This window comes from Nocardia thraciensis (assembly GCF_054782435.1).
In genome coordinates, this window is the sequence record NZ_BAAGSM010000023.1 from 464166 (window position 1) to 485598 (window position 21433).

22 protein-coding genes and 1 tRNA gene are annotated in these 21433 nt (G+C 63.9%); 10 read left to right on the forward strand and 13 right to left on the reverse strand.

All coding sequences use genetic code 11. The annotated features are described in order from the left end of the window. Window positions 1-194: 194 nt before the first annotated feature. The 9 genes from ACYVLQ_RS15750 to ACYVLQ_RS15790 all read right to left on the reverse strand — a co-directional run bounded on the left by ACYVLQ_RS15750 (window position 195) and on the right by ACYVLQ_RS15790 (window position 7520). Complete coding sequence (locus tag ACYVLQ_RS15750) at window positions 195-659, reverse strand: hypothetical protein (RefSeq protein WP_460698202.1); 465 nt, start codon at window positions 657-659, stop codon at window positions 195-197. Between the two features lie 254 nt (window positions 660-913). After that, window positions 914-2824 (reverse strand): hypothetical protein, encoded by a 1911-nt coding sequence (locus ACYVLQ_RS15755; RefSeq protein WP_460698203.1) that lies wholly within the window; start codon window positions 2822-2824, stop codon window positions 914-916. Then, on the reverse strand, window positions 2821-3624 hold the full coding sequence (locus ACYVLQ_RS15760; RefSeq protein ID WP_460698204.1) for a hypothetical protein: 804 nt from the start codon (window positions 3622-3624) through the stop codon (window positions 2821-2823). The genes ACYVLQ_RS15755 and ACYVLQ_RS15760 overlap by 4 nt, the downstream gene beginning before the upstream one ends. A gap of 51 nt (window positions 3625-3675) precedes the next feature. Further along, the gene (locus ACYVLQ_RS15765) at window positions 3676-4347 is read right to left on the reverse strand and encodes a Crp/Fnr family transcriptional regulator (protein WP_460698205.1); all 672 of its coding nucleotides are present in this window, start codon (window positions 4345-4347) and stop codon (window positions 3676-3678) included. A 347-nt stretch (window positions 4348-4694) separates the two neighbouring features. Next, window positions 4695-5123: a YbaB/EbfC family nucleoid-associated protein gene (locus ACYVLQ_RS15770; protein WP_460698206.1), complete on the reverse strand. Its 429-nt coding sequence runs from the start codon at window positions 5121-5123 to the stop codon at window positions 4695-4697. Window positions 5124-5263: 140 nt separating this feature from the next. Next, window positions 5264-5608, reverse strand: a complete 345-nt coding sequence (locus ACYVLQ_RS15775) for an Imm8 family immunity protein (protein ID WP_460698207.1) — start codon at window positions 5606-5608, stop codon at window positions 5264-5266. Beyond that, window positions 5605-6912: a WXG100-like domain-containing protein gene (locus tag ACYVLQ_RS15780; RefSeq protein WP_460698208.1), complete on the reverse strand. Its 1308-nt coding sequence runs from the start codon at window positions 6910-6912 to the stop codon at window positions 5605-5607. The genes ACYVLQ_RS15775 and ACYVLQ_RS15780 overlap by 4 nt, the downstream gene beginning before the upstream one ends. Continuing rightward, window positions 6909-7205: a WXG100 family type VII secretion target gene (locus ACYVLQ_RS15785; RefSeq protein ID WP_460698209.1), complete on the reverse strand. Its 297-nt coding sequence runs from the start codon at window positions 7203-7205 to the stop codon at window positions 6909-6911. The genes ACYVLQ_RS15780 and ACYVLQ_RS15785 overlap by 4 nt, the downstream gene beginning before the upstream one ends. Next, window positions 7206-7520: a WXG100 family type VII secretion target gene (locus ACYVLQ_RS15790; RefSeq protein ID WP_460698210.1), complete on the reverse strand. Its 315-nt coding sequence runs from the start codon at window positions 7518-7520 to the stop codon at window positions 7206-7208. A 227-nt stretch (window positions 7521-7747) separates the two neighbouring features. On the opposite strand from ACYVLQ_RS15790, the gene ACYVLQ_RS15795 reads away from it, so the two are divergent. The 3 genes from ACYVLQ_RS15795 (at window position 7748) to ACYVLQ_RS15805 (ending at window position 9835) form a co-directional block, all read left to right on the forward strand. Beyond that, window positions 7748-8614, forward strand: a complete 867-nt coding sequence (locus ACYVLQ_RS15795) for a glycosyltransferase family 2 protein (protein ID WP_460698211.1) — start codon at window positions 7748-7750, stop codon at window positions 8612-8614. Window positions 8615-8974: 360 nt separating this feature from the next. After that, a complete protein-coding gene (locus ACYVLQ_RS15800; protein WP_460698212.1) occupies window positions 8975-9451 on the forward strand; it encodes a hypothetical protein in 477 nt (158 codons plus the stop codon). Between the two features lie 153 nt (window positions 9452-9604). Continuing rightward, window positions 9605-9835 (forward strand): hypothetical protein, encoded by a 231-nt coding sequence (locus ACYVLQ_RS15805; protein WP_460698213.1) that lies wholly within the window; start codon window positions 9605-9607, stop codon window positions 9833-9835. Between the two features lie 231 nt (window positions 9836-10066). On the opposite strand, the gene ACYVLQ_RS15810 is transcribed toward ACYVLQ_RS15805, so the two are convergent. The 4 genes from ACYVLQ_RS15810 to ACYVLQ_RS15825 form a co-directional block, all read right to left on the reverse strand. After that, a tRNA-Val gene (locus ACYVLQ_RS15810) sits at window positions 10067-10138 on the reverse strand. Window positions 10139-10201: 63 nt separating this feature from the next. Next, window positions 10202-10666 (reverse strand): peroxiredoxin, encoded by a 465-nt coding sequence (locus ACYVLQ_RS15815; protein ID WP_460698214.1) that lies wholly within the window; start codon window positions 10664-10666, stop codon window positions 10202-10204. Between the two features lie 111 nt (window positions 10667-10777). Further along, window positions 10778-11200: a DUF3052 domain-containing protein gene (locus ACYVLQ_RS15820; RefSeq protein ID WP_460698271.1), complete on the reverse strand. Its 423-nt coding sequence runs from the start codon at window positions 11198-11200 to the stop codon at window positions 10778-10780. Window positions 11201-11394: 194 nt separating this feature from the next. Further along, on the reverse strand, window positions 11395-11844 hold the full coding sequence (locus ACYVLQ_RS15825) for a hypothetical protein (protein WP_460698215.1): 450 nt from the start codon (window positions 11842-11844) through the stop codon (window positions 11395-11397). Between the two features lie 357 nt (window positions 11845-12201). Here ACYVLQ_RS15825 and aceE point away from each other — a divergent pair, with 357 nt between their 5' ends. The 7 genes from aceE to ACYVLQ_RS15860 all read left to right on the forward strand — a co-directional run bounded on the left by aceE (window position 12202) and on the right by ACYVLQ_RS15860 (window position 21358). Continuing rightward, window positions 12202-15114: a pyruvate dehydrogenase (acetyl-transferring), homodimeric type gene (gene aceE / locus ACYVLQ_RS15830; RefSeq protein WP_460698216.1), complete on the forward strand. Its 2913-nt coding sequence runs from the start codon at window positions 12202-12204 to the stop codon at window positions 15112-15114. Between the two features lie 213 nt (window positions 15115-15327). Then, on the forward strand, window positions 15328-16656 hold the full coding sequence (locus tag ACYVLQ_RS15835) for a PucR family transcriptional regulator (RefSeq protein ID WP_460698217.1): 1329 nt from the start codon (window positions 15328-15330) through the stop codon (window positions 16654-16656). Between the two features lie 127 nt (window positions 16657-16783). After that, complete coding sequence (locus tag ACYVLQ_RS15840; RefSeq protein ID WP_460698218.1) at window positions 16784-17698, forward strand: ACP S-malonyltransferase; 915 nt, start codon at window positions 16784-16786, stop codon at window positions 17696-17698. A 122-nt stretch (window positions 17699-17820) separates the two neighbouring features. Then, on the forward strand, window positions 17821-18123 hold the full coding sequence (gene acpM / locus ACYVLQ_RS15845; protein ID WP_068016080.1) for a meromycolate extension acyl carrier protein AcpM: 303 nt from the start codon (window positions 17821-17823) through the stop codon (window positions 18121-18123). Window positions 18124-18136: 13 nt separating this feature from the next. Beyond that, window positions 18137-19387, forward strand: a complete 1251-nt coding sequence (locus tag ACYVLQ_RS15850; protein ID WP_460698219.1) for a KasA/KasB family beta-ketoacyl-ACP synthase — start codon at window positions 18137-18139, stop codon at window positions 19385-19387. A 126-nt stretch (window positions 19388-19513) separates the two neighbouring features. Further along, window positions 19514-20944 carry an acyl-CoA carboxylase subunit beta gene (locus ACYVLQ_RS15855; RefSeq protein WP_460698220.1) on the forward strand — a complete coding sequence of 477 codons (1431 nt, stop codon included), beginning with the start codon at window positions 19514-19516 and terminating at the stop codon, window positions 20942-20944. Window positions 20945-21115: 171 nt separating this feature from the next. Continuing rightward, window positions 21116-21358, forward strand: a complete 243-nt coding sequence (locus ACYVLQ_RS15860) for a hypothetical protein (RefSeq protein ID WP_460698221.1) — start codon at window positions 21116-21118, stop codon at window positions 21356-21358. Window positions 21359-21433 lie beyond the last annotated feature (75 nt).

The following is a 21433-nucleotide window of genomic DNA, read 5'->3' on the forward strand; positions in this document are numbered from 1 at the left end:
CCCGGCACGCACATCGAACACGGTCACGACGACGACCCTGCCTCTTTAGTCGGCGTCCGGTGGCAAGCAAGAACAGCTAACCTCGCCCTGATCCTGGGCTGGTCCATCCGTGAAACCTCCCAACCTGCGTCACCATCGGAAGCGACTTGCAGCTCCGTAATATTTGCACAGGCCAAGGCATTGGCCTTCACATCCTACTGTTCGAACTCGACGGTTTCAGAATGCTCGAACAACCCTTTCGCCTCTTCCGCTAGATCATTCGATCCATGTATGCGGAAGAACGTAATCAATCTGTCGATCATAAAGTTTCGCGTACCAACATCCATGTTCTGAAAGAAATCGAGAATCAGCTGCAGCAACTTCTGATAATCATTTTGGTTCAATTCCCCTGTTAGTTGCCAAACGACGTCATCGAACTGTGCGCCCTTCTCCGACAAGTCGAAAAACTTGTCAGGCCGACCATCTAGATACCATAGGCGCGCCATCCGTGGATCGCTGAATATCTCGCTTCGCAGGTGGGCCATATCCTCTAACTGTAGACGACGTTGTTCGGCCCGTAGGTACTGCTCTCGCCTTTCATTCAACAGTTGCTCTTCCATTGCGAGACTACAGGGTTCAGGTGTTAGCCGGGCGGTCACCTCGCTGAGTGTCAAATCCAAGCCCCGAATAGTAGAATTAACGGAAAGGTGTATCGAAAGCTCTATTTCTGCGCGCTCATAATCTAGGACCGAATACTTCTTGCAAATAGCATTTGCTTCACGAACCAGGTGGTCTCGAACTTCGTTTGTGAGTCCCCTGCTCGACCGCGGCTGTCGCCAGTTTGCGAGGAGTTCGGCATTGAAGACGGCGCCATCACGCATACTGCTGATACGACATGAAAACACGGTCTGAAATCGACGAAAGCGCCATGGTTTCATGGCATTCCCATCACCCTAGAATTCTTCTGGTCTATCAGCCGTTCCATTATAGGATCGCGATCCGCCAATAAATGCTCGATTCTATCGATAATTGTCGGACCTTCTATATATCGGATCTGGTCGCGAAGAATATCTTTTGTCGCCCAGGCAACGCGAGCTACCGGCGCAATACCTTGATTGTCGGTCAGAACCTTCTCGATAACCGAAATGAAAACTTGCGGATCAGACTCGGCACGAGCGCACTTCTCCATCCAAGAGATCACCGCCTCGAAAGCTATACTTGCGGTTTCCGGGTTGGTGAGCAGGATCAGCCACGTGCTCGCATACATGTCACTATCGTCACAAGGAGGTGGAACAAGCAAGTGATTCCGAGCCATTAACAAAAGAGTATCCAGACCAAGGCGAGTACGATGGCCGCCATCTGCATATGTCCAGATGTTAGCTTGATCTAGTACAGTTCGCCTCAAATCTTCATCGGAGGCCAGAGCGACAAGCGCCCGCGCGGCTTCTTGTCTACTAAATTCATTACCTTTTTCTGCCATCAATCGGAGACGTGTCAAAGCAATCTGAGGATATGCTCTCCCCATTGGGCCGGAGCATACTCCGGCTATTAGGTGAGATCGGAAGTCCGTCGGCGATTTCGCCCAGCCATACAACGTTCGCCGTATCTCCCGGCCAATTTCCTCACTCATGGCTGCCGCCCCGGAAATATCGATCGCTATATCTTCCATTCCGGCGGTCTGTGACCAAAACTCAACCGCTCTTGCAAGGGCTTCCGCGTCTTTGAATTCTAGCGCCAACGAAGCGAGAGCATAGGCGGGCTGAGGATATTGGCTTGTAGCTGTTACTTCCATCCATTGCTGCAAGGTTGGCCGAAGTGTCGGCCGATCCCGCCATGTGTACGACAAGAAGGAAGCCGAGTAGCCAGGGCGAAGCCTGTAAATATCTCTTTCTCCCCTAGATGCTTTCAATTCGTCAAGTTGACCGGACACTCCATGCCCTAGCAATCCTTTGCCATCTCTAGAGGTCAACCCTATTTTATCAAGAAGTGCTTCCTTAGCATTAAATATTACTTGAGCGGGCGCGCCATCAAGGATGCACGCCGCGATCATCAGAGCACGCTTGTCGACGTGACGCTCCTCAAGAGTCTCTGAGAAGAAGATCTCTATTTCAGTCTTCCAATTCGTGAAGACATCCAAAGCCTCGGAAATAAGATCGTCCTGATCCCCAGAAACACCGATCAGAGACCTTACAATGTCAGCGAGGCGTACCGCCTCCTCCGGACTCCTTCCTTCGAGGTGGTTAATAAGTCTAGAACCATGCCACCAAGGCATGATAGGCTCTTTATCTTCCTCATTCAGAAGGCTTCGTCGGAAGATTGTAGCTATCTGATCAGTTGGAGTGACAGATACGCGCGGGATTGCGAGGTCATGGAGACGCAAGAAATCCCACGTACGCGGTTGTGCTCGGACGATCAGCGCAGCACCATTCGGGAGCGCGCCGTGAAAAACTCGCACTGATTCCTCGACAGCACTCGAAGGAACATCCCTGAGATTGTCCAAGCTGAGGATGTATGCATAACCAGGTTGCATCATTGGGGTAGCAGATGCCTGCTCAGGATCCGGCACTGCGTCTCTCGGCGTCAGACGGTTGTTTACTGCCAGGTTTACTGCCGTAATACGACGACCACTATTCGCCCCTCCCACAAGAGCGATCGTTCGCCGACCCGAATTGGGATCGAATTGCGAGGTCGCTTGGGTCCACTCCGGCACCGGAACATAGAGTTTGCGCAACCGATCGACCGTTTGGTCGTTCATTTCGTGCGATGCAATCGCTTTCGACAGGAAGTAGACGTTCCCGGTGATCGCCATATCCACCGGACCGTGATAGTGCGAAGTGAATGTCACGACTGCCACTCCCCCTTCGGATCATCGATGCTCGATTGAATAAGAACCTGAGGATTGGACGTTGTACCCACGTTACTCTGAGTCACTGGGCCATTAAAGGTGCTGACGGGGCCAGAAGCCACTGGCAAACTAGACTGGTCCACCCTAGAAGCATCCTGCAGAGTAAATTGTTTGGCATTTCCAGTGGACGTCGATGATCTCGAACTGATCGAGGGCCGGGGAACATACATATATGCGCGCTGCGCAAATTCTTTATTTGGTATCACTACCTCGACTGGACGAAACTCAGCAGGATGCATATTTGAATAGCCGAGGGTAACGATCTCCTTGAAGTATCTTTCCGATAGAATTCCGAATACGAGTGTTACATGCGGATGCGCCGCTTCAACCTCTGCCTTTATCACGTCAGAATCGAGTAGCCGGAATGTGTCATTGACAGCTTCAGCTCTCGGCTCGTCGGGTACGGATCCGAATCCGAGCGCCACCCGAAGCCGCAGCAAATTTTGGTTGTACGCCGTGTCGACTGCCCGCTCCTCCAGCACATGCTGCAGATCTGACAGCATCGGAACCAGGAAGGATGAATAGTTCTCGGGAACAGTAACAAAACAGCCATCTCCGGTGTCCCCACGTATATTCTCGGGCTCCCACAGCGCACCAAGGCCGGCTCGACCAAACGAGATCTCAACTGCCTCCATAATCCCACGGCTAACTTCCGGTAGTTGCCTACCTTGGTTGCGCGTGTAGCCGACCGCATCGACAGCGATAATGCCGAAGGACGAAGGTTTCTGGTAAGCCTGCATGACTGGACTCCTCTCGACGAAAACCGACATCTCGACCATGCCTGGTTTGGCTCAGGAAGAATGTCCGCTGCCGGACAAAGGATCGTGTGATCCACGCCACGTGCGCAAGCTCTCAGGGTGGCGAACCATCAGACGACCGTATTGGGTGTCGACCACCCCCGCTTGGCGTAACACCGCGATCTCGGAAGCGAGGGTGGACCGCGCCAGCCCCACCGCCTTGGCCAGGTCTCCCTGAGTTAGGTTGAGTTCTGGACCAGTTACAGCGACGAGGCGCTGGAGACACCGCGCAATCCGCTCTGCAGGCTGCAGATCCAGAGCTTCGGCGTGAAGCTCCTCGCTCTCGCGGTACCGACCAAGAACGTGCCGTAGGAGGACGGCGGACAGGTCGAGTTCGTCGATGAGCTTCTGGAACCTGTCTGCCGTGAGGATGGCAGTGTCGCATACGCCGACCGCGATGACGCTCGCTGATCGGCCCCCACCGTCCAGCACGGACATCTCCCCTAGCGCCTCACCACGTCCCCTCAACGCAAGAAGGATTTCACGCCCATTCCGTTCAGATCTCGCGACCTTCACCGTTCCGTTGACCAGCAAGACAACATGTGTCCCAAGTTCCCCTTGGCGGACGATGCACTCGCCCGGCTGGAAGCGGCGAGGCGCACCGCCGTCGACTAACCGTTGCCATGTATCTGTGGATACAAGCCCGCCAAAGCCGGTGTGTTTCATGCGATCCCCCTCCGATCGTCCCATGACGACGGTATCGCGACGGTACGAGCTCCGGCAGCACAATCCACCACAATCGAGGAGCTAGCCAGGGCGGGGACGGACCGCCCCGGAGAGTCCCGGGGGTACATCAAAGTCTCTGGACTCAACAGTGTGACTCACCGGTTCCAGTGAATGCGTAACTGCTCTGCTTCAACGTGTGCCATCGCCTCAGCGAACCTCGACCGCGCTTGAGCGAGATCTGTGGCCCCATGTTGGCAGAAGGTCAGCGCATTTGATCACGACGAAGCGGCTGCCGTCATCCAATTTGCGGCAAGTCCCGTGCTACCACGACCCTACGAATCCTGCCATCACTGCCTCCAAGCACCGCGGTTCATGCGTTCGAAGTACGCGTCATCCGCGGCTTGGATCTCCTCCTCCGTCTTCGGACTGCGGTCGGCCTCCGGCCGATCCCCTCCGCTGTGTGGCTGCTGGAGTTGATCCCGGATGCGGGGATCCGCTTTGGCGGCAAGACGCTTGACTCTGCTCTGGGCTTCGGTCCGTGCCTTGCGATGGCAGTCGACGATCGCTGTGGTGAGTTGGCTGCTGGTCCACCGCAGCGCTCCCGGGGCGATCTGCAGGTCAGTGATGTCGCCGTCGACGTTCACCTCGACGACGACGCCACGCACCTCCCCGCGGCCCCGAACCGTTGCCACGGCCTTGGCGAGTTGCCGGCTGCTGCTGCGGATCTCGTTCAGTTCCTGCTGGAGCTGCTGCTCCCATTGCTGAATATCTGTCATAGGCGGCCGATCTATCAGAATAGGTGGCGAAGTTCGAGCATCCGGTGCCCCCAAGGCACAAGGAACGAAATCGGCCCCGCGAGGGAGCCTGAGCGAAGCGGTGGACGAAATCAGCTATTCGAAATCGCCCATCGATACGGTCACGGCTGGTAGTCCTGGAATTCCCACTTCCCAAGCTTCCCGATCTTCTGCGCAAGTTCCTGCCACGTCGACGCTTCCAGGCCCTGCAGGTATTCACGCACCTGCCTCTCGATCAGATCAGCATCGATCCGATCGACCACCAACAGGTATTCCCCCGACTCCGGATCAGCTGGATCGACTACGGTATCCCGGGATTCCGGTGTACACACCATGACGTCGAACGACTCTTCGCCCGGTGAGTCCTCGGGGCCGATCATCAGCTGCACGAACAGCGCATCCGCAGGCAAGTCACCGCTGGTCAGATCCGCGTCGGGACTGTGGAGACGTTTCAGTTCAGGCTTCATGGCAAGTCCGTGACATCCATGTGGCCGTTGCCCTGCCATCGACCATTGGGAACATTCCTCCATTCGAAATTGGATTGATACATTCCAAGATTCGGCTTGAAACTCGGAGGCCTGAATTGGCGTAGACCGTCCTCGCTCACCAGCGTTTTTCCGTCTGAGGAGAGCTTAGCATTCGGGCCGACCCACGACCTGCCTGCCACTTCTGCTTCCTGTGCGGTGCCGCTGCCGACACCGAAGTTGCCTTTTCCGTTCTTGGCGTCACGGACGATCCCACTGATTTTCTCCCAGTTGAAGCCCGCCGGTTTGATGCCGCCACCGTCCTTTGACAGTTTCGTCTTGGCTTCATCCACCCATTTGCGGACACGTTCGAACAGTGGTTTAAGGCGCTCGACAAGCGGCTTGATCGCGGCGGTGACGATCTGGGCTGCCTTGGTGGCCAATTCTCCGATGATGGTCGCGATGCGGCGGGTCTTCATCGCGATGCGACCCGCCAGTGCCGAGTTGCCGACCCACTCGGACAGCGATCCGGTGAACGGGATCAATACCGCGAAAGCCGCTTCGGCAGCGACGGTTTCGACGACGAGGTCTTTGAGTTCGTCGAGGATCCGGTGATGCGCCTCATCGAGATGAGTCGCGTACTCGCCACAGGAATCACCGAGAATCTGACAGGCATCAGCGAGGGCAATGAGGTCGCCTTGCCGGTCCTGGCAGGTGGTCACCGCGATCTCGATCTCAGGAGACTGCTGATTTGCCAGCAGTTCCACCGCTTGCGGTGTCTGACCGGCGATAGTGCGGTAATCCGCAGCGGCCGTGTGCCAGGCAGTCTTGGCCGCATTGAGCTGATCCTGGTGCCCGTTCGGCCACCCGAAGCCGACGGCATCCTTGACGAACGACCAGCCGAACGGCTCCGGGATCCCGTCCCCGGCCGCCGCCGGTGCGTCCTCGGGCAGGCACAACGGCACCGACAGCGGCGGCTCCGGTGGCGGTGGCAGGTCACGGCGGTCCGCGGCCGCCTCGGCGACCTGATGATTGTGGGCGCCGACGACGATCAGGTCCCGGATCTGGCCGCACGAGGTCGCCAGCTGTGATGACGTCGAGATCGCAAGCTGGGCGGCTTCGTCGTAGCCGGCCGCCCACTGCGCGCCGACGCTGTCGCTGCCCGCCATGCCCGCATACGCGGTCAGCACGGTCACGAGCGAGGAGTGGGTGGTGACCGCATCGGCGGACATCTGCCCGAAAACCTCACCGGCCGAATGGTATTCGTCGGCCCGGTGCACGATGAGCGGCACTGTCGGCGCGGTCATCCCGGCCACATCCCGACGTTCGTCAGCCCTGCCTGCTGATAGACCGATCGCGCGTAATCCAGCGCGGCACGCAGCTCAGCAAGTGCGGTATTCATCTCGGCCGCGCCCGTCGCCCATTCCGCGCTGGCGGCGCGGTGCGCCTCGGCGGCCTGGCCGGACCAGCCGATGTGCAGCTCAGCGACGCGGGCCTGGATGTCGCGGAGCCGGTCCTCGATCCGCTTCTCGAGATCGCCGGCCTGGTCGACCAGCGACTGCATCCCGGCCAGATCGACACGGAAGTCGCTGCCGCTCATCTACACCGTCCCGGATCCGGTCGCAGTGATCGATGCAGCGCTGCCCTGCTCGGTCCTGCGGAAGCTGCTCGCAGCCTGGCGCAGTGCCGCGGCATCGTGTTCGAGACCGGTGACGACCTGGCGAGCACCCTGCTCCCACTCGTCCCACGCCTCGCCGTGCGTGCCGGCCGCTGGCCCGTTCCAGTCGCCACCGACGAACGACCGCACCTCACGCATCAGATTGCCGAGATCGGTACCGAACTCCCGCGCCGACGCCTCCAGCCAGTCCGCCGCGGCGTGCACATCTTCCGGCGTGATTTCCACAGGATCCGCCATAGTCCCCCTCACTAGATCAGGTCATCTTCGCACTATTAGGACGGCCCACGCGCCGACTTGGATCCACTCACCGCCGAATAGACCGATGAGATGACCCGCGCCGTCAACCATACGAACTCAGAGCCCGGCGCATCCACCAGAATGATCCTCCATGTGGCACGCCTAGTATCTGCCACTGTCAGTCATGCCAAACACACCGCCGGGACGCGACTGATAGATTCGCCCGCATGCCCAGCCCCGACGAGAAGACTGTCGACCTGATCCTCGTCACCTACAACAGCGCGGAAGACCTGACAAGGTTCCTGCCGACGCTCCACGCGGCGGTCGAACCGCTCACTCTCAACGTGATCTGCGTCGATAACGCGTCGGCCGATGACAGCGCCGACGTGGTCGAGCAGCACGGCGGAACCGTTATCCGGAACAGCGAGAATCTCGGCCTGACCCGCGCGATCAATCAAGGCGCTGCGAAAGGTTCCGGTGAGTGGATCCTCGTGGCCAACCCCGACACGGTGCTCTCGCCAGGAGCGATCGCTCGGCTGGTCGACACGGCCACGACCGACGACCGGGTCGGGCTGATCGGGCCACGAATCGCTCAGCTGGACGGGAGGCCGTACCCGACCGGCCGGAAGTTCCCCGGCGTCGCCGTCGGCATCATCCATGCGCTGCTCGGAGCGGTGTGGAAGTCCAATCCCGCGACCGTCGCCTACTTTGGCCGACCAGTCGAGGTGGTCAGCGACGTCGATTGGATCTCCGGCTGCTGCATGCTGTTCCGACGGTCCGCCTTCGAAGCAGTCGGCGGGTACGACGAGCGGTACTTCATGTACTTCGAAGAGGTCAAGATCGCGCTGGACATGCACCGAGCGGGGTATCGGGTGGTGCTAGATCCGGACGTCGAGATCCGGCATCGAGAGGGTGGCAGCACCCGACACGCCCCGTTCCGGAAGGTGTTCAATCACCACCGCTCGGCGCTGCGGTTCTACACCGACTACAACCGGCATCGCCCATGGATTCTGCTGACTCCACTGGTCGCGGCCGGGTTGGCGCTGCGCGGTGCGCTGTCGGCGCTTCGGGCCGCAATCGCGCAGCGCCGCTGACGATTACGGTTCGCCGCAGATCGCGAGGGCGATCTTTTTAGGTTCGGTGAGGTATCCGGATTCCTGGTCATCGACGGACCATCCGGCAACCCATTGCAGGATGTCCCCGTACTGGGCGTCGGTGGGGATGACATCCCAGGTGGGGATGTTGGCAGCGAAGTACGGCGTGAACTTCTGAGCCGATCCCGGAATACGTCGCCGCCTGCGTCGAACCAGAACCGAAGAAGCAACCCCGCCCCGACACCGTGCGGTGGTGGCTCGCCAAGGCACGGGAAAGGAGGATCCTCACCCCTGGAGAACTCACCGGAAAGCCGAAAAACGTACCCAGACAAGGAGATACACAACCATGACAACCGAATCGTGACGCTCGAGATGGTCCGAACCGATCAACTCCCACACCGCCGGCAACGGCGCCAAGAGCTACTGGTTCGCGTCGATGTCGGCGCCAAACCGGACGGCACCCGCGAGCGACAGCGGTTCACCTACTCGACGCTCAAGGAGGCACGGCGCGAATACCGCCGGATCACAACCGAAGTCGCCGAGGGCCGTTATGCCCCTCGCACCACGATCACGGTCGGCGAGTACCTGAAGAACTGGTTGGACGGCAGGCGGGATGTCCGCCGCGTCACGCTGGAGGCTACCCGCAACGCGCTGAAGCCGGTGACCCGCCGACTCGGCAACCTACCGCTGCAGAAACTCACCAAACAGCATCTCGACGACCTGGTGGATTGGCGTCTGACCGAGGAGCGCAGCGGTCACAAGCCACTAGCGAAACCGCCACCGCCATCCTCGAATTCACGAGCAGCCACCCGGACGGCGTCCGATCTTCGGAAGTAGTCGAGAAATTCGGGCCCAACGCCAGCCAGTACCTCACCCGCCTTCACCCGGTCCGGCCACCTCACCCGCGTCCGCCGAGGCCTGTACACGCTGGCGCCGAGAACCCCGCCAGCACCGGAACCCGAAGACGTCTCCGAGCAGACGGTGACCACAATGCTGGTCCAGCTGGCAGCAGCACTCGAAGACGCTGTGCAGCAGAACATCCTGCCCCGCAACGTCGCCCGGCACGTTCGTCGCCCCACAGTGCGGACCGAAGACCTCCAGGTGTGGACCCGCGACGACAGCCGCCGATTCCGCAAGCACGTGCGCTCGCACCGCTTGTACGCACTGTTCCTGCTATCACTGTGCGGACTCCGCCGCTCGGAGATCATGGGCCTCAAGTGAGACGCGGTGGACGTCACCGCCGGCACCGTAGAAATCAGGCAGGGCCGCGTCGTGTCTATGCCCACCCCTACAAGGAAGCCCTCGCCGGAGCGGGCGACGCACTGTTCAGCGACAAGGCTTCGGGAACGTAGCCACCGCACGTTGGCCGGTTCCTGGCCACTTCGCCGGCCAGATTCAAACTAGGGCCACCCGATAATCCCCCGCAGAAGTCCCCGACCTGCAAGAACCGAGTGGGCGCAGAGGGGTTCGAACCCCCGACCGCTGGTGTGTAAAACCAGTGCTCTACCACTGAGCTATACGCCCGGGCCCGCGCCGTGGGAGCGGCGGGGCAGGTGCTGGGTTGCCGAAGGGTGGCGACGCAGCGGGTTATGAATCTAATGCAGCGAGCGCTTTCTCCCAAGCCGCCTGGTCACGGGGCTCGCCGGGGCCGTTCATCTCGGCGAAGCGGATGATGCCGTCCTTGTCCACGACGAAGGTGCCGCGGTTCGGGAAGCCGGACTTCTCGTTGAAGACGCCGTAGGACTGGGCTACGGCGCCGTGCGGCCAGAAGTCCGACAGCAGGGGGAAGGTATAGCCCTGCTCCGCCGCCCAGATCTTGTGCGTGGGTGGCGGGCCCACCGAGATCGCGAGGATCTCGGCGTTGTCGTTCTGGAATTTGGGGAGCTCGTCCCGCACCTTGCACAGCTCGCCCTGGCAGATGCCGGTGAACGCCAACGGGTAGAAGACGATCAGGACGTTCTTGTGCCCGCGGTAGTCCGCCAGGCGCACGTCCTGGTTGTTCTGGTCCCGCAGCGTGAAATCCGGTGCGACCGTGCCCTCTTCGAGCGGCATGCGCAGTCCTCCTGTGATCGGTGGCCGCACGCGAGCACGGCTGTCACAGCGGACAGCGCAGTAAGCGGGCGGCACGGTCCCACTCGGTCACAACCCTAGTCGAGCGATCGGTCAGCGCTGCTTCGAGGGCGTCTTGGGCTGCATGAGCTTGGTCCCGGTCCACACCCCCAGGCTGACCGGCGTGGTGGATGTCAGACCCGCGGTCGGCGCCGACTCGGCGATCTCGCTCGGATCGACGTGGCCGGGCCGGCCCGTCTTGGGGGTGAGCACCCAGATGACACCGTCGTCGGACAGCGGGCCGATCGCATCCATCAGCTCGTCGGCCAGGTCGCCATCCCCGTCCCGCCACCACAGCACGACGGCGTCGACCACCTCATCGGTGTCGTCGTCGACCATCTCGGAGCCGATAACCTCCTCGATGTCCGACCGCAGGCCGTCGTCGGTGTCCTCATCCCAGCCCAGCTCTTGAACCACCATTCCGTGTGAAATGCCAAGCTTCTGAGCGTTGTTCTGCGCGTCCGCCGCGGCGACCACGGTGGTGTCCTCCTCAACTGCCGACAATAGATAGTTGCAAGCGAACATGGTTATCGGCCGCAGCGCAAGCCGATCCGCCCATTTGGTCTCCGAAATGTCGCGTGAACAGCCGCCACCCGAAGCCCCGGAGCTGCGGCGAATCCCGGTCGACGGCCTGTCGAAGACCGGACGGGACGTTCGGGTGCGCCGCGGCCTCAGCGCGCCGGGCAGGCATCGCGCACCGCGGCGAACGCGTCGTTGACCTTCTTGCTGGCGTCGTTGAGCGGACCGACGGGCGCGGTGTAGGTCATCTTGCGGGCCTCGCCCGCCAGCTCCCGCGCCGCCACCGCGTAGGCGGTGAACTTCTGCGCCAGGTCCGCCGGTAGCGCCGGGCCCGAGGCCTGCAGTCGAGTCTCCACGGTGTGCGCGGCGTCCTCCCAGGTCTGTGCGGAGGTGTCGCGCTTGGCGTCCTGGTCCGGCGCGTTGGCGTCGTGGGCGTCGACGAACTCGTTGTACTTGGTCGTCGCCGCTCCGGCCATATCGCGGAACGGAGCGCAGTTCTCGCTGACGGCCTTCGACTCCGCCGCCGCCTTCTGCGAGGAGGTGGCCGCCGCCGAGGACGACGCCATCTCGGTCCGGAACGCGGATGCGTCCGCCTGGTTCACGGTCGCGGTACCGTGGATTGAGCTGGAGCATCCGGCTACCACTAGTCCCGTGCCGACCGCCACAGTCGCGCACGCCAATCCGAACCCACGTGGGTTCAGCAGTTTCATCGTCCTCCCCGCTTCTCGATCCCTCGGCGGTGGTTCATCTGGGGGCGTACGCGGTGCCCGGCGGGGCGGCACAGGCATCGCGGTCGCCTGGAGAACGGTACTGGATTTCCGGCTGACATGATGACCTGGGACGCATCATCGACAAGGATGTGAGATGCGCCCCAGAACTGCGTGACGGATAGCCGCCATCCGCGGCTACCCGGGGTTAGAGCCATCCGCTTGTCCACCCCTGTACGAGGAGCTTTGATTTTGACAGATCTGATGCACCCGATGTCGTCGAGTTCCAACGCCACCGGCGCCCCCACCGGCGCGGAGTCGGCAAGCACACGACCGGCCGGGGCTCGTGTGCGCGTGATCCGCGAGGGGGTGGCGTCCTACCTACCGGACATCGATCCGGAGGAGACCAGCGAGTGGCTGGAGTCCTTCGACGCGATGCTCGACCGCGAGGGTCCGGGCCGCGCGCGCTACCTGATGCTGCGCCTGCTCGAACGCGCCGGTGAGCGCCACGTCGCGATCCCGTCGCTGACCTCGACCGACTACGTCAACACGATCCCCACCGAGAACGAGCCCTGGTTCCCCGGCGACGAAGAGGTCGAGCGCCGCTACCGCGCCTGGATCCGCTGGAACGCCGCGGTCATGGTGCACCGCGCGCAGCGTCCGGGTATCGGTGTGGGCGGCCACATCTCGACCTACGCCTCCTCGGCGGCGATGTACGAGGTCGGCTTCAATCACTTCTTCCGCGGCAAGGACCACTCCGGCGGCGGCGACCAGATCTTCATCCAGGGCCACGCCTCCCCCGGCATCTACGCCCGCGCGTACCTCGAGGGCCGCCTCGGCGAGGATCAGCTCGACGGGTTCCGCCAGGAGTACAGCCACGGCGGACCGGGGCACGGTCTGTCGTCCTATCCGCACCCGCGCCTGATGCCCGACTTCTGGGAATTCCCCACGGTCTCCATGGGTCTGGGCCCGATGAACGCCATCTACCAGGCCCGGTTCAACCACTACCTGCACGACCGCGGCATCAAGGACACCTCCGATCAGCACGTGTGGGCGTTCCTCGGCGACGGCGAGATGGACGAGCCCGAATCGCGCGGCCTGATCCAGGTGGCGGCCAACGAAGGCCTGGACAACCTGACCTTCGTCATCAACTGCAACCTGCAGCGCCTCGACGGCCCGGTGCGCGGCAACGGCAAGATCATCCAGGAGCTGGAGTCGTTCTTCCGCGGCGCCGGCTGGAACGTCATCAAGGTCATCTGGGGCCGGGAGTGGGACGCGCTGCTGAGCGCGGACCGCGACGGCGCCCTGGTGAACCTGATGAATTCCACCCCCGACGGCGACTACCAGACCTACAAGGCCAACGACGGCGCCTACGTCCGCGAGCACTTCTTCGGCCGCGACCCGCGCACCAAGGAGCTGGTGAAAGGCCTGTCGGATCAACAGATCTGGAACCTCAAGCGCGGCGGCCACGACTACCGCAAGATCTACGCGGCGTACGCGGCGGCGCTGGCGCACCAGGGCCAGCCGACAGTGATCCTGGCCAAGACCATCAAGGGCTACGGCCTGGGCAAGCATTTCGAGGCCCGCAACGCCACGCACCAGATGAAGAAGATGACGCTGGACGACCTGAAGGCGTTCCGCGACGTGCAGCGCATCCCGATCACCGACGAGCAGCTCGAGGCCGACCCCTACCTGCCGCCCTACTACCATCCGGGCAAGGACGATCCGGCCATCCAGTACATGCTGGACCGCCGTCGCACCCTGGGCGGTTTCGTGCCCGAACGCCGCGCTTCGGCAAAGCCTCTGCAACTGCCCGGCGACGAGGCCTACCGCTCGGTCCGCAAAGGCTCGGGCAAGCAGAACGTCGCGACCACGATGGCGTTCGTGCGGCTGATGAAGGAGCTGTTGCGCGACAAGGAGATCGGCAAGCGGATCGTGCCGATCATCCCGGACGAGGCCCGCACCTTCGGCATGGACTCGTGGTTCCCTTCGTTGAAGATCTACAACCGCAACGGTCAGTTGTACACATCGGTCGACGCGGAATTGATGCTTGCCTACAAAGAAAGTCAAGTGGGGCAGATCCTGCACGAGGGCATCAACGAGGCCGGTTCGACGGCCTCCTACACCGCGGTGGCCACGTCCTACGCCACCCACGGCGAACCGATGATCCCGCTGTACATCTTCTACTCGATGTTCGGATTCCAGCGCACCGGCGACGGACTGTGGGCGGCGGGCGATCAGCTGGCGCGCGGCTTCATCCTGGGAGCAACCGCCGGGCGAACCACGCTGACCGGCGAGGGCCTGCAGCACAACGACGGCCACTCGCTGTTGCTGGCGTCCACGAATCCCGCGATGGTGGCCTACGATCCGGCGTTCTCCTTCGAGATCGCCCACATCGTGCGCGACGGTTTGCGGCGTATGTACGGAGGCGGTGAACCCGCGCCGGGGTCGACGGCGCTGCCGGGGACGCATCCGCGGATGCGGAACGACTCCTTCGGCGGCGAGAATCTCAACTACTACATCACCATGTACAACGAGCCCTACCAGCAGCCCGCCGAGCCGGACGACCTCGATATCGAGGGTCTGCTGAAGGGTATCTATCTGTACAAGCGCGGTGGCGCCGGGGATGTCCGGGCTCAGATCCTGGTGTCCGGGGTGACCGTTCCCGATGGTCTACGGGCGCAGGAGCTGCTGGCGTCGGAGTGGGGTGTGCAGGCCGATGTGTGGTCGGTGACTTCCTACAGCGAGCTGCGAAAAGAGGCCGTGGCCAAGGAGATCGCGGCGCTGCGCGACACCGGCACCGACCCCGGCGTCCCCTATGTCACGCAGGTGCTGTCGCAGGCTCCCGGGTCCGCGGAGGGCAATGCGGGACCGTTCGTCGCGGCCTCGGACTGGATGCGCTCCGTCCAGGACCAGATCCGCAAGTGGGTCCCGGGCGACTACGTCACCCTCGGCACCGACGGCTTCGGCTTCTCCGATACCCGTCCCGCCGCGCGCCGGGTGTTCAACGTCGACGCCCAGTCGATCACGGTCGCGGCCCTGCAGGCCCTGGCCCGCGCGGGAAAGATCGACGCCGCCAAGGTCACCGAGGCCGCGTCGCGCTACCGCATCGACGACGTGAACGCCGCCGAGGTGTCGACGAGCACCGAAGAACAACTGGCGTGAACTTCCCACCCCGTCGTCCCGGCGCGCCCCACTCACGTCGTTCCGGCGCGCTTTACTCACGTCATCCCGGCGCGCTTTCGGCCGGAATCTCCCGGTGGATCCCCGCCAAGAGCATGCCGGGAATACATGGCAGGTGCACCGGGACGACGGAGCTGCGGCGCGCCGGAATCATGGGGATGCGGGGCCGACGCCCCCGCAGGAGAGTATTGAGCAGTGGATCGTAAACCGCCGCGGCCGCGCCGGGTCTCCGATACCTCGTCCGAGCACGAGGTATACCTCCCGACCGGCGCGCTCTCGCCGTACCAGCAGACCCGCGACCCGCTTCCGGACACCCTGCTCAAGCGGGTGAAGCAGTTCTCCGGGCGGCTGTCGACCGAGGCGATCGCGTCGATGGAGGACCGGCTGCCGTTCTTCGGCGACCTGGATGCCGCACAGCGGGCCGGCGTCCAGATGCTGGTGCAGACCGCCGTGGTGAATTTTCTGGAGTGGCTGCAGGATCCGGAGAGCGATATCCGGTTCAGCCTCGACGCCTTCCAGGTCATCCCGCAGGATCTGGCCCGGCGGCTGACCCTGCGCCAGACGGTCGACATGGTCCGGGTCGCCATGGAGTTCTTCGAGCAGTGGCTGCCCGCGCTCGCCCGCAACGACCGGCAGCTGGTCGCGCTGACCGAGGCGGTGCTGCGCTACGGCCGCGAACTCGGTTTCGCGGCCGCCTCGGTGTACGCCAGCGCCGCCGAATCGCGCGGCGCCTGGGACACGCGGCTGGAGGCGCTGGTCGTCGACGCCGTGGTGCGCGGCGACACCGGGCCCGAAATGCTCTCCCGGGCGGCCACATTGAACTGGGACGCCACCGCCCCGGCGACGGTGCTGGTCGGCACGCCGCCCAAGGACCAGGTCGCGGTGGTGGGATCGGTGCACACCCTCGCCGCGCGGCACGGCCATGCGGCATTGGCGGTAGTACAGGGCTCGCGGTTGGTGATGGTGGTCAGCGGGCACCTGGGCGACACCGCCTACCCGTCGCCGCTACTGGCCGACCTGCTCGCCGAGGCCTTCTCCGACGGTCCGGTGGTGATCGGACCGACCACCCGCACGCTGTCGGCCGCGCACGTCAGCGCGATCGAGGCGATGGCCGGTATGGAGGCGGTGGTGGGCTGGCGCGGGGCGCCGCGGCCGGTGCACGCCTCCGAACTGCTGCCCGAACGGGCCCTGCTCGGCGATCGGGCTGCGGTCGACGCTCTCAACGAGTATCTTGTGCTACCGTTGGCCGCCGCCGGGTCGGCCTTGGCCGACACCCTGGATGCCTATCTGGATTGCGGTGGGGCCGTCGAAACCTGCGCCCGCCAGCTGTTCGTTCATCCAAATACGGTGCGCTATCGGCTGAAGCGGATCGGCGACATCACGGGCCGGGATCCGATGAATCCCCGCGATGCCTACGTGCTCCGGATTGCCGCCACAGTAGGTCGTCTGACACGAACTCGTAACGAATCGCCAACTTCCGCCCCAGAGGCCTCTCCCGCCACCTTTTACGAAGATGGGATGTAACAGCTCGGGCGAATCGGTCGATCCCGACATCCCACGTGCCGTTTTGTGGGGTCCACACAAAAGCGATCGACAAGCTTCATTCGCGTCGACATCTCCGCGGAGGGTCCACACGGTGTTTTGTAGAGACGTGATCGCGTTGTACGCCCCTGGACAGGGCTCTCAGACACCCGGCATGCTCGCGCCTTGGCTCGATCTTCCCGGCGCGCGTGACCGTCTCGAACTGTGGTCCAAGGCCTCCGGCCTGGATCTGGTGCAGCTGGGCACCACCGCTACGGCGGACGACATCAAGGACACGTCGGTGACCCAGCCGCTCGTTGTCGCCGCGGCGCTGCTCGCGTTCGCGGAGATCTCGGAGAACACGGTTCCGGCGGACACCATCGTCGCCGGACATTCGGTCGGCGAGTTCGCCGCCGCGGCCGTCGCGGGGGTCATCTCCCCCGACGAGGCCGTGACCTTGGCCGCTATCCGCGGCGCGGAGATGGCCAAGGCGTGCGCACTGGAACCGACCGGCATGTCCGCAGTGCTCGGCGGTGACGAGGCCGCCGTGCTCGACCGGCTCGCCGAACTCGACCTGATCCCGGCCAACCGCAATGCGGCCGGGCAGATCGTGGCGGCAGGACGGCTGGACGCGCTGGCGGAACTGGCGGCCAACCCGCCGGAGAAGGCGCGCATCCGCGCGCTGCCCGTCGCCGGGGCCTTCCATACCGCGTTCATGGCGCCAGCCCAGGACGCTGTGACGGAGGCCATCGCACAGATAACCGTGAGCGAGCCGACCCGGACTCTACTGTCGAACTACGACGGTAAGCCGGTCACCTCGGGCAAAGACGCCATCGAGAAGCTCGCGGCACAGGTGACCCGGCCCGTCCGGTGGGACCTGTGCACCGAAACCGTCCGCGCGGCAGGGGTTTCCGGAGTGGCCGAACTGCCACCCGCCGGGACCCTGGTCGGCATCGCCAAGCGGGAGCTCAAGGGCACCCCGAATCTGGCGCTGAAGACCCCCGAGGACATCCCCGCGTTGGCCGATCTGCTGGCTAACGGATAGCTTTCCACGCGGCACGCAACGACGCAGGCCGTGACGAGGCGGAAGAAACGATCATTCGTCTCGTTCCGAAGAAGAACACAGACCGAAGAAACCCCAGAGAGTAACAAGAAGGGAGCCACGAAGTGGCCGCTCTGACCCAGGAACAGATCGTCGAAGAGCTCGGCAAGATCATCGAAGAGGTGACCGGTATCGAGCCCTCCGAGGTGACCATCGAGAAGTCCTTCGTCGACGACCTGGACATCGACTCGCTGTCGATGGTCGAGATCGCCGTGCAGACCGAGGACAAGTACGGCGTGAAGATCCCGGACGAGGATCTGGCGAGCCTGAAGACCGTCGGCGACGCCGTCGGCTACATCCAGAAGCTCGAGGCCGAGAACGCTGAGGCGGCCGAGGAGCTCAAGGCCAAGTTCGGCCAGGGCGAGTAAAGGGCCCGATACCGTGACCACTCCTTCCACCTTGAACGGGAACTTTCCCAACGTCGTCGTAACGAGCCTGGCGGCGACCACGTCGATCGCGGGCGACGTCGATGCGACGTGGAAGGGACTCCTCAACGGCGAGAGCGGTATCGACGTTCTCGAGGATTCCTTCGTCGAGGAATACGACCTTCCGGTCCGCATCGGCGGACATCTGAAGGTGCGTCCGGAGACCCTGCTCAGCCGGGTCGAATGCCGTCGCATGGCGTATGTGGAGCAGCTCGCGACCGTCCTCGGTCGCGAGGTGTGGCGCAACGCCGGATCTCCCGAGGTCGACCCCGAGCGGCTCGGTGTGGCGATCGGCACCGGCCTCGGCGGCGGCGACGCGCTCATCGACTCGGTCGACAAGCTGAAGAACGGCGGCTATCGCAAGATTTCGCCGCTGGCAGTTCAGATGGTCATGCCGAACGGGCCGTCCGCCGTGGTGGGTCTGGAATTGCAGGCCCGGGCGGGAGTGGTCACGCCGGTATCGGCGTGTTCGTCGGGATCGGAGGCCATCGCGAACGCGTGGCGGATGATCGTGATGGGCGACGCCGACATGGTCGTCACCGGTGGCGTCGAGGGTTTCATCGACGCCGTGCCGATCGCCGCGTTCTCCATGATGCGCGCGATGAGCACCCGCAACGACGACCCGAAGGGCGCCTCGCGCCCCTTCGACTCCGCCCGCGACGGCTTCGTCTTCGGCGAGGCCGGTGCGCTCATGGTCGTCGAGACCGAGGAGCACGCCAAGGCGCGCGGAGCCACCATCCACGCCCGCCTGATGGGCGCGGGTATCACGTCGGACGGCTTCCACTTGGTCGCCCCCGCCCCCGACGGCAAGGGCGCTGCCCGAGCCATGACGCGCGCCATGCAGACCGCCGGTCTGACCAAGCACGACATCACGCACGTCAACGCGCACGCGACCGCGACACCGATCGGCGACACCGCCGAGGCGAACGCGATCAATCTGGCCGTCGGCAGCCACACCTCGGTCTATGCGCCCAAGTCTGCCCTGGGCCATTCGATCGGCGCCGTCGGCGCCCTCGAGTCGGTGCTCACCGTGCTCAGCATCCGGGACGGCATCGTGCCGCCCACGCTGAACCTCGAGAACCAGGACCCGGAGATCGATCTCGATGTCGTGCGCGGCGAGGCCCGCCGCCAGGAGATCGAGTACGCGATCAACAACTCGTTCGGTTTCGGTGGGCACAACGTCGCGCTCGCCTTCGGCCGGTACTGACACGCTCGGACCGGTTCTCCGCACAGCGGTCCCGGTGGGGCTTTCGGCACTACGCGAAAGCCCCGCCGGGACAACGACTTCCGTAGCCGTGTCAGCGACTCCACACCCCCTCGAGGAGAGAACGCGATGACCACCATGGTCCCCGCCCAGGCGGACGCCACCACCGATCCCCGGGATCCGCTGGGTCGGTTGCAGCGCTTCTTCGATCCGGGAACCGTGCTCCCGCTGCACCCCCGCGACAAATCCGGCGCGCTGGCCGCCATCGGCGAGGTCGACGGCGTGCGCACCGTCGCCTACTGCTCGGACGCCACCGTGATGGGCGGTGCCATGGGCGTCGAGGGGTGCAAGCACATCGTCGATGCCATCGATACCGCCATCGGCTCCAAGCTCCCCGTCGTCGGCATCTGGCACTCCGGCGGAGCCCGCTTGGCCGAGGGCGTCGAGGCGCTGCACGCGGTCGGGCTGGTCTTCGAGGCCATGGTCCGCGCCTCGGGCCTGATCCCCCAGATCTCCGTGGTGGTCGGCTTCGCCGCCGGTGGCGCCGCGTACGGTCCCGCCCTCACCGATATCGTCATCATGGCGCCCGAGGGCCGCGTCTTCGTCACCGGCCCCGACGTGGTGCGCTCGGTGACCGGCGAGAACGTCGACATGGCCACCCTGGGCGGCCCGGAGACGCACGGCAAGAAGTCCGGTGTGTGCCACGTCGTCGCGAACGACGAGGACGACGCGATGAACCGCGGCCGCAAGCTGGTGTCGATGTTCGCCGAGCAGGGCGAGTTCGACATGCTGGCCGCCGAGCACGGCGACGTCGACCTGAAGGCCATGCTGCCCGCGTCGGCCAAGCGCGCCTACGACGTGAAGCCGATCATCAACGAACTGCTCGACAACGTCGACGGCGAATCCTCCTTCGAGGAGCTGCAGGGCGGCTACGCGCGCAGCATCGTCACCGGCCTGGGCCGCCTGGCCGGGCGCACCGTCGGCGTGCTGGCGAACAACCCGCTGCGCATGGGCGGGTGCCTCACCTCCGAAAGTGCCGAGAAGGCAGCGCGTTTCGTGCGGCTGTGCAACTCCTTCGGCATTCCGATCGTCGTCGTCACCGATGTGCCCGGCTACCTGCCCGGCGTCGGCATGGAGTGGGAGGGCGTGGTGCGCCGCGGCGCCAAGCTGCTGCACGCCTTCGCCGAGGCCCGGGTCCCGCGCGTCACGCTGGTGACCCGCAAGATCTACGGCGGCGCCTATATCGCCATGAACGCCCGCTCGCTGGGCGCGACCGCGGTGTACGCGTGGCCGGAGGCCGAGGTCGCGGTCATGGGCGCCAAGGCCGCCGTCGGCATCCTGCACAAGAAGGCCCTCGCCAAGGCTCCCGAGGAGGAGCGCGAGGCGCTGCTCGAGCGGCTGACCGCCGAGCACGAGGCCATCGCGGGCGGCGTCGGCCGCGCGCTGGCGATCGGGGTCGTCGACGACGTCATCGACCCCGCCAAGACGCGCTCCACCATTGCCGCGGCGCTCGCCTCGGCTCCGGCGCGGGCCAGCCACAACAAGAACATCCCGCTGTAATTCGTTGTGCCGCAAGGGCGGGCGGTCCGTCTGGGGTGCCCGCCCTTGCTCATGTTCGGCGCTGTGGACAGATCACGAGCTGTGGACAACTCCCGTCCGCGGGGACCGCGCGGTCATCTGCGGCGCGTAGGCTTCCTGGCATCGCACGCTACGGCACACGAGGGGGATTTCATGTCATCGCTGGAGCAGCAGCTCGCCGCGGCCCGGGCCGAACTCGCCGCCACGCAGCAGGAACTCACGCAGACCCGGGACGATGTGCAGCGCATCCTCGACGACTACGTGCTCATGCAGTACGAGCAGATCGACGTGCGGCACGAGGTCATCGAGCTGCGGTACCTCGTGGACGAGAAGTTGAAGGCCATGGCGGAGGAATTGCGCCTGCTGCGCGACGGGGAGAGTCCGCCCGAGCTATGACGCGACGGGCCGACGGGTGATCGCGTATCCGGGACCATCCGTCGGCCGTCCCCTGCCACGGCCTTACCAGCGTAC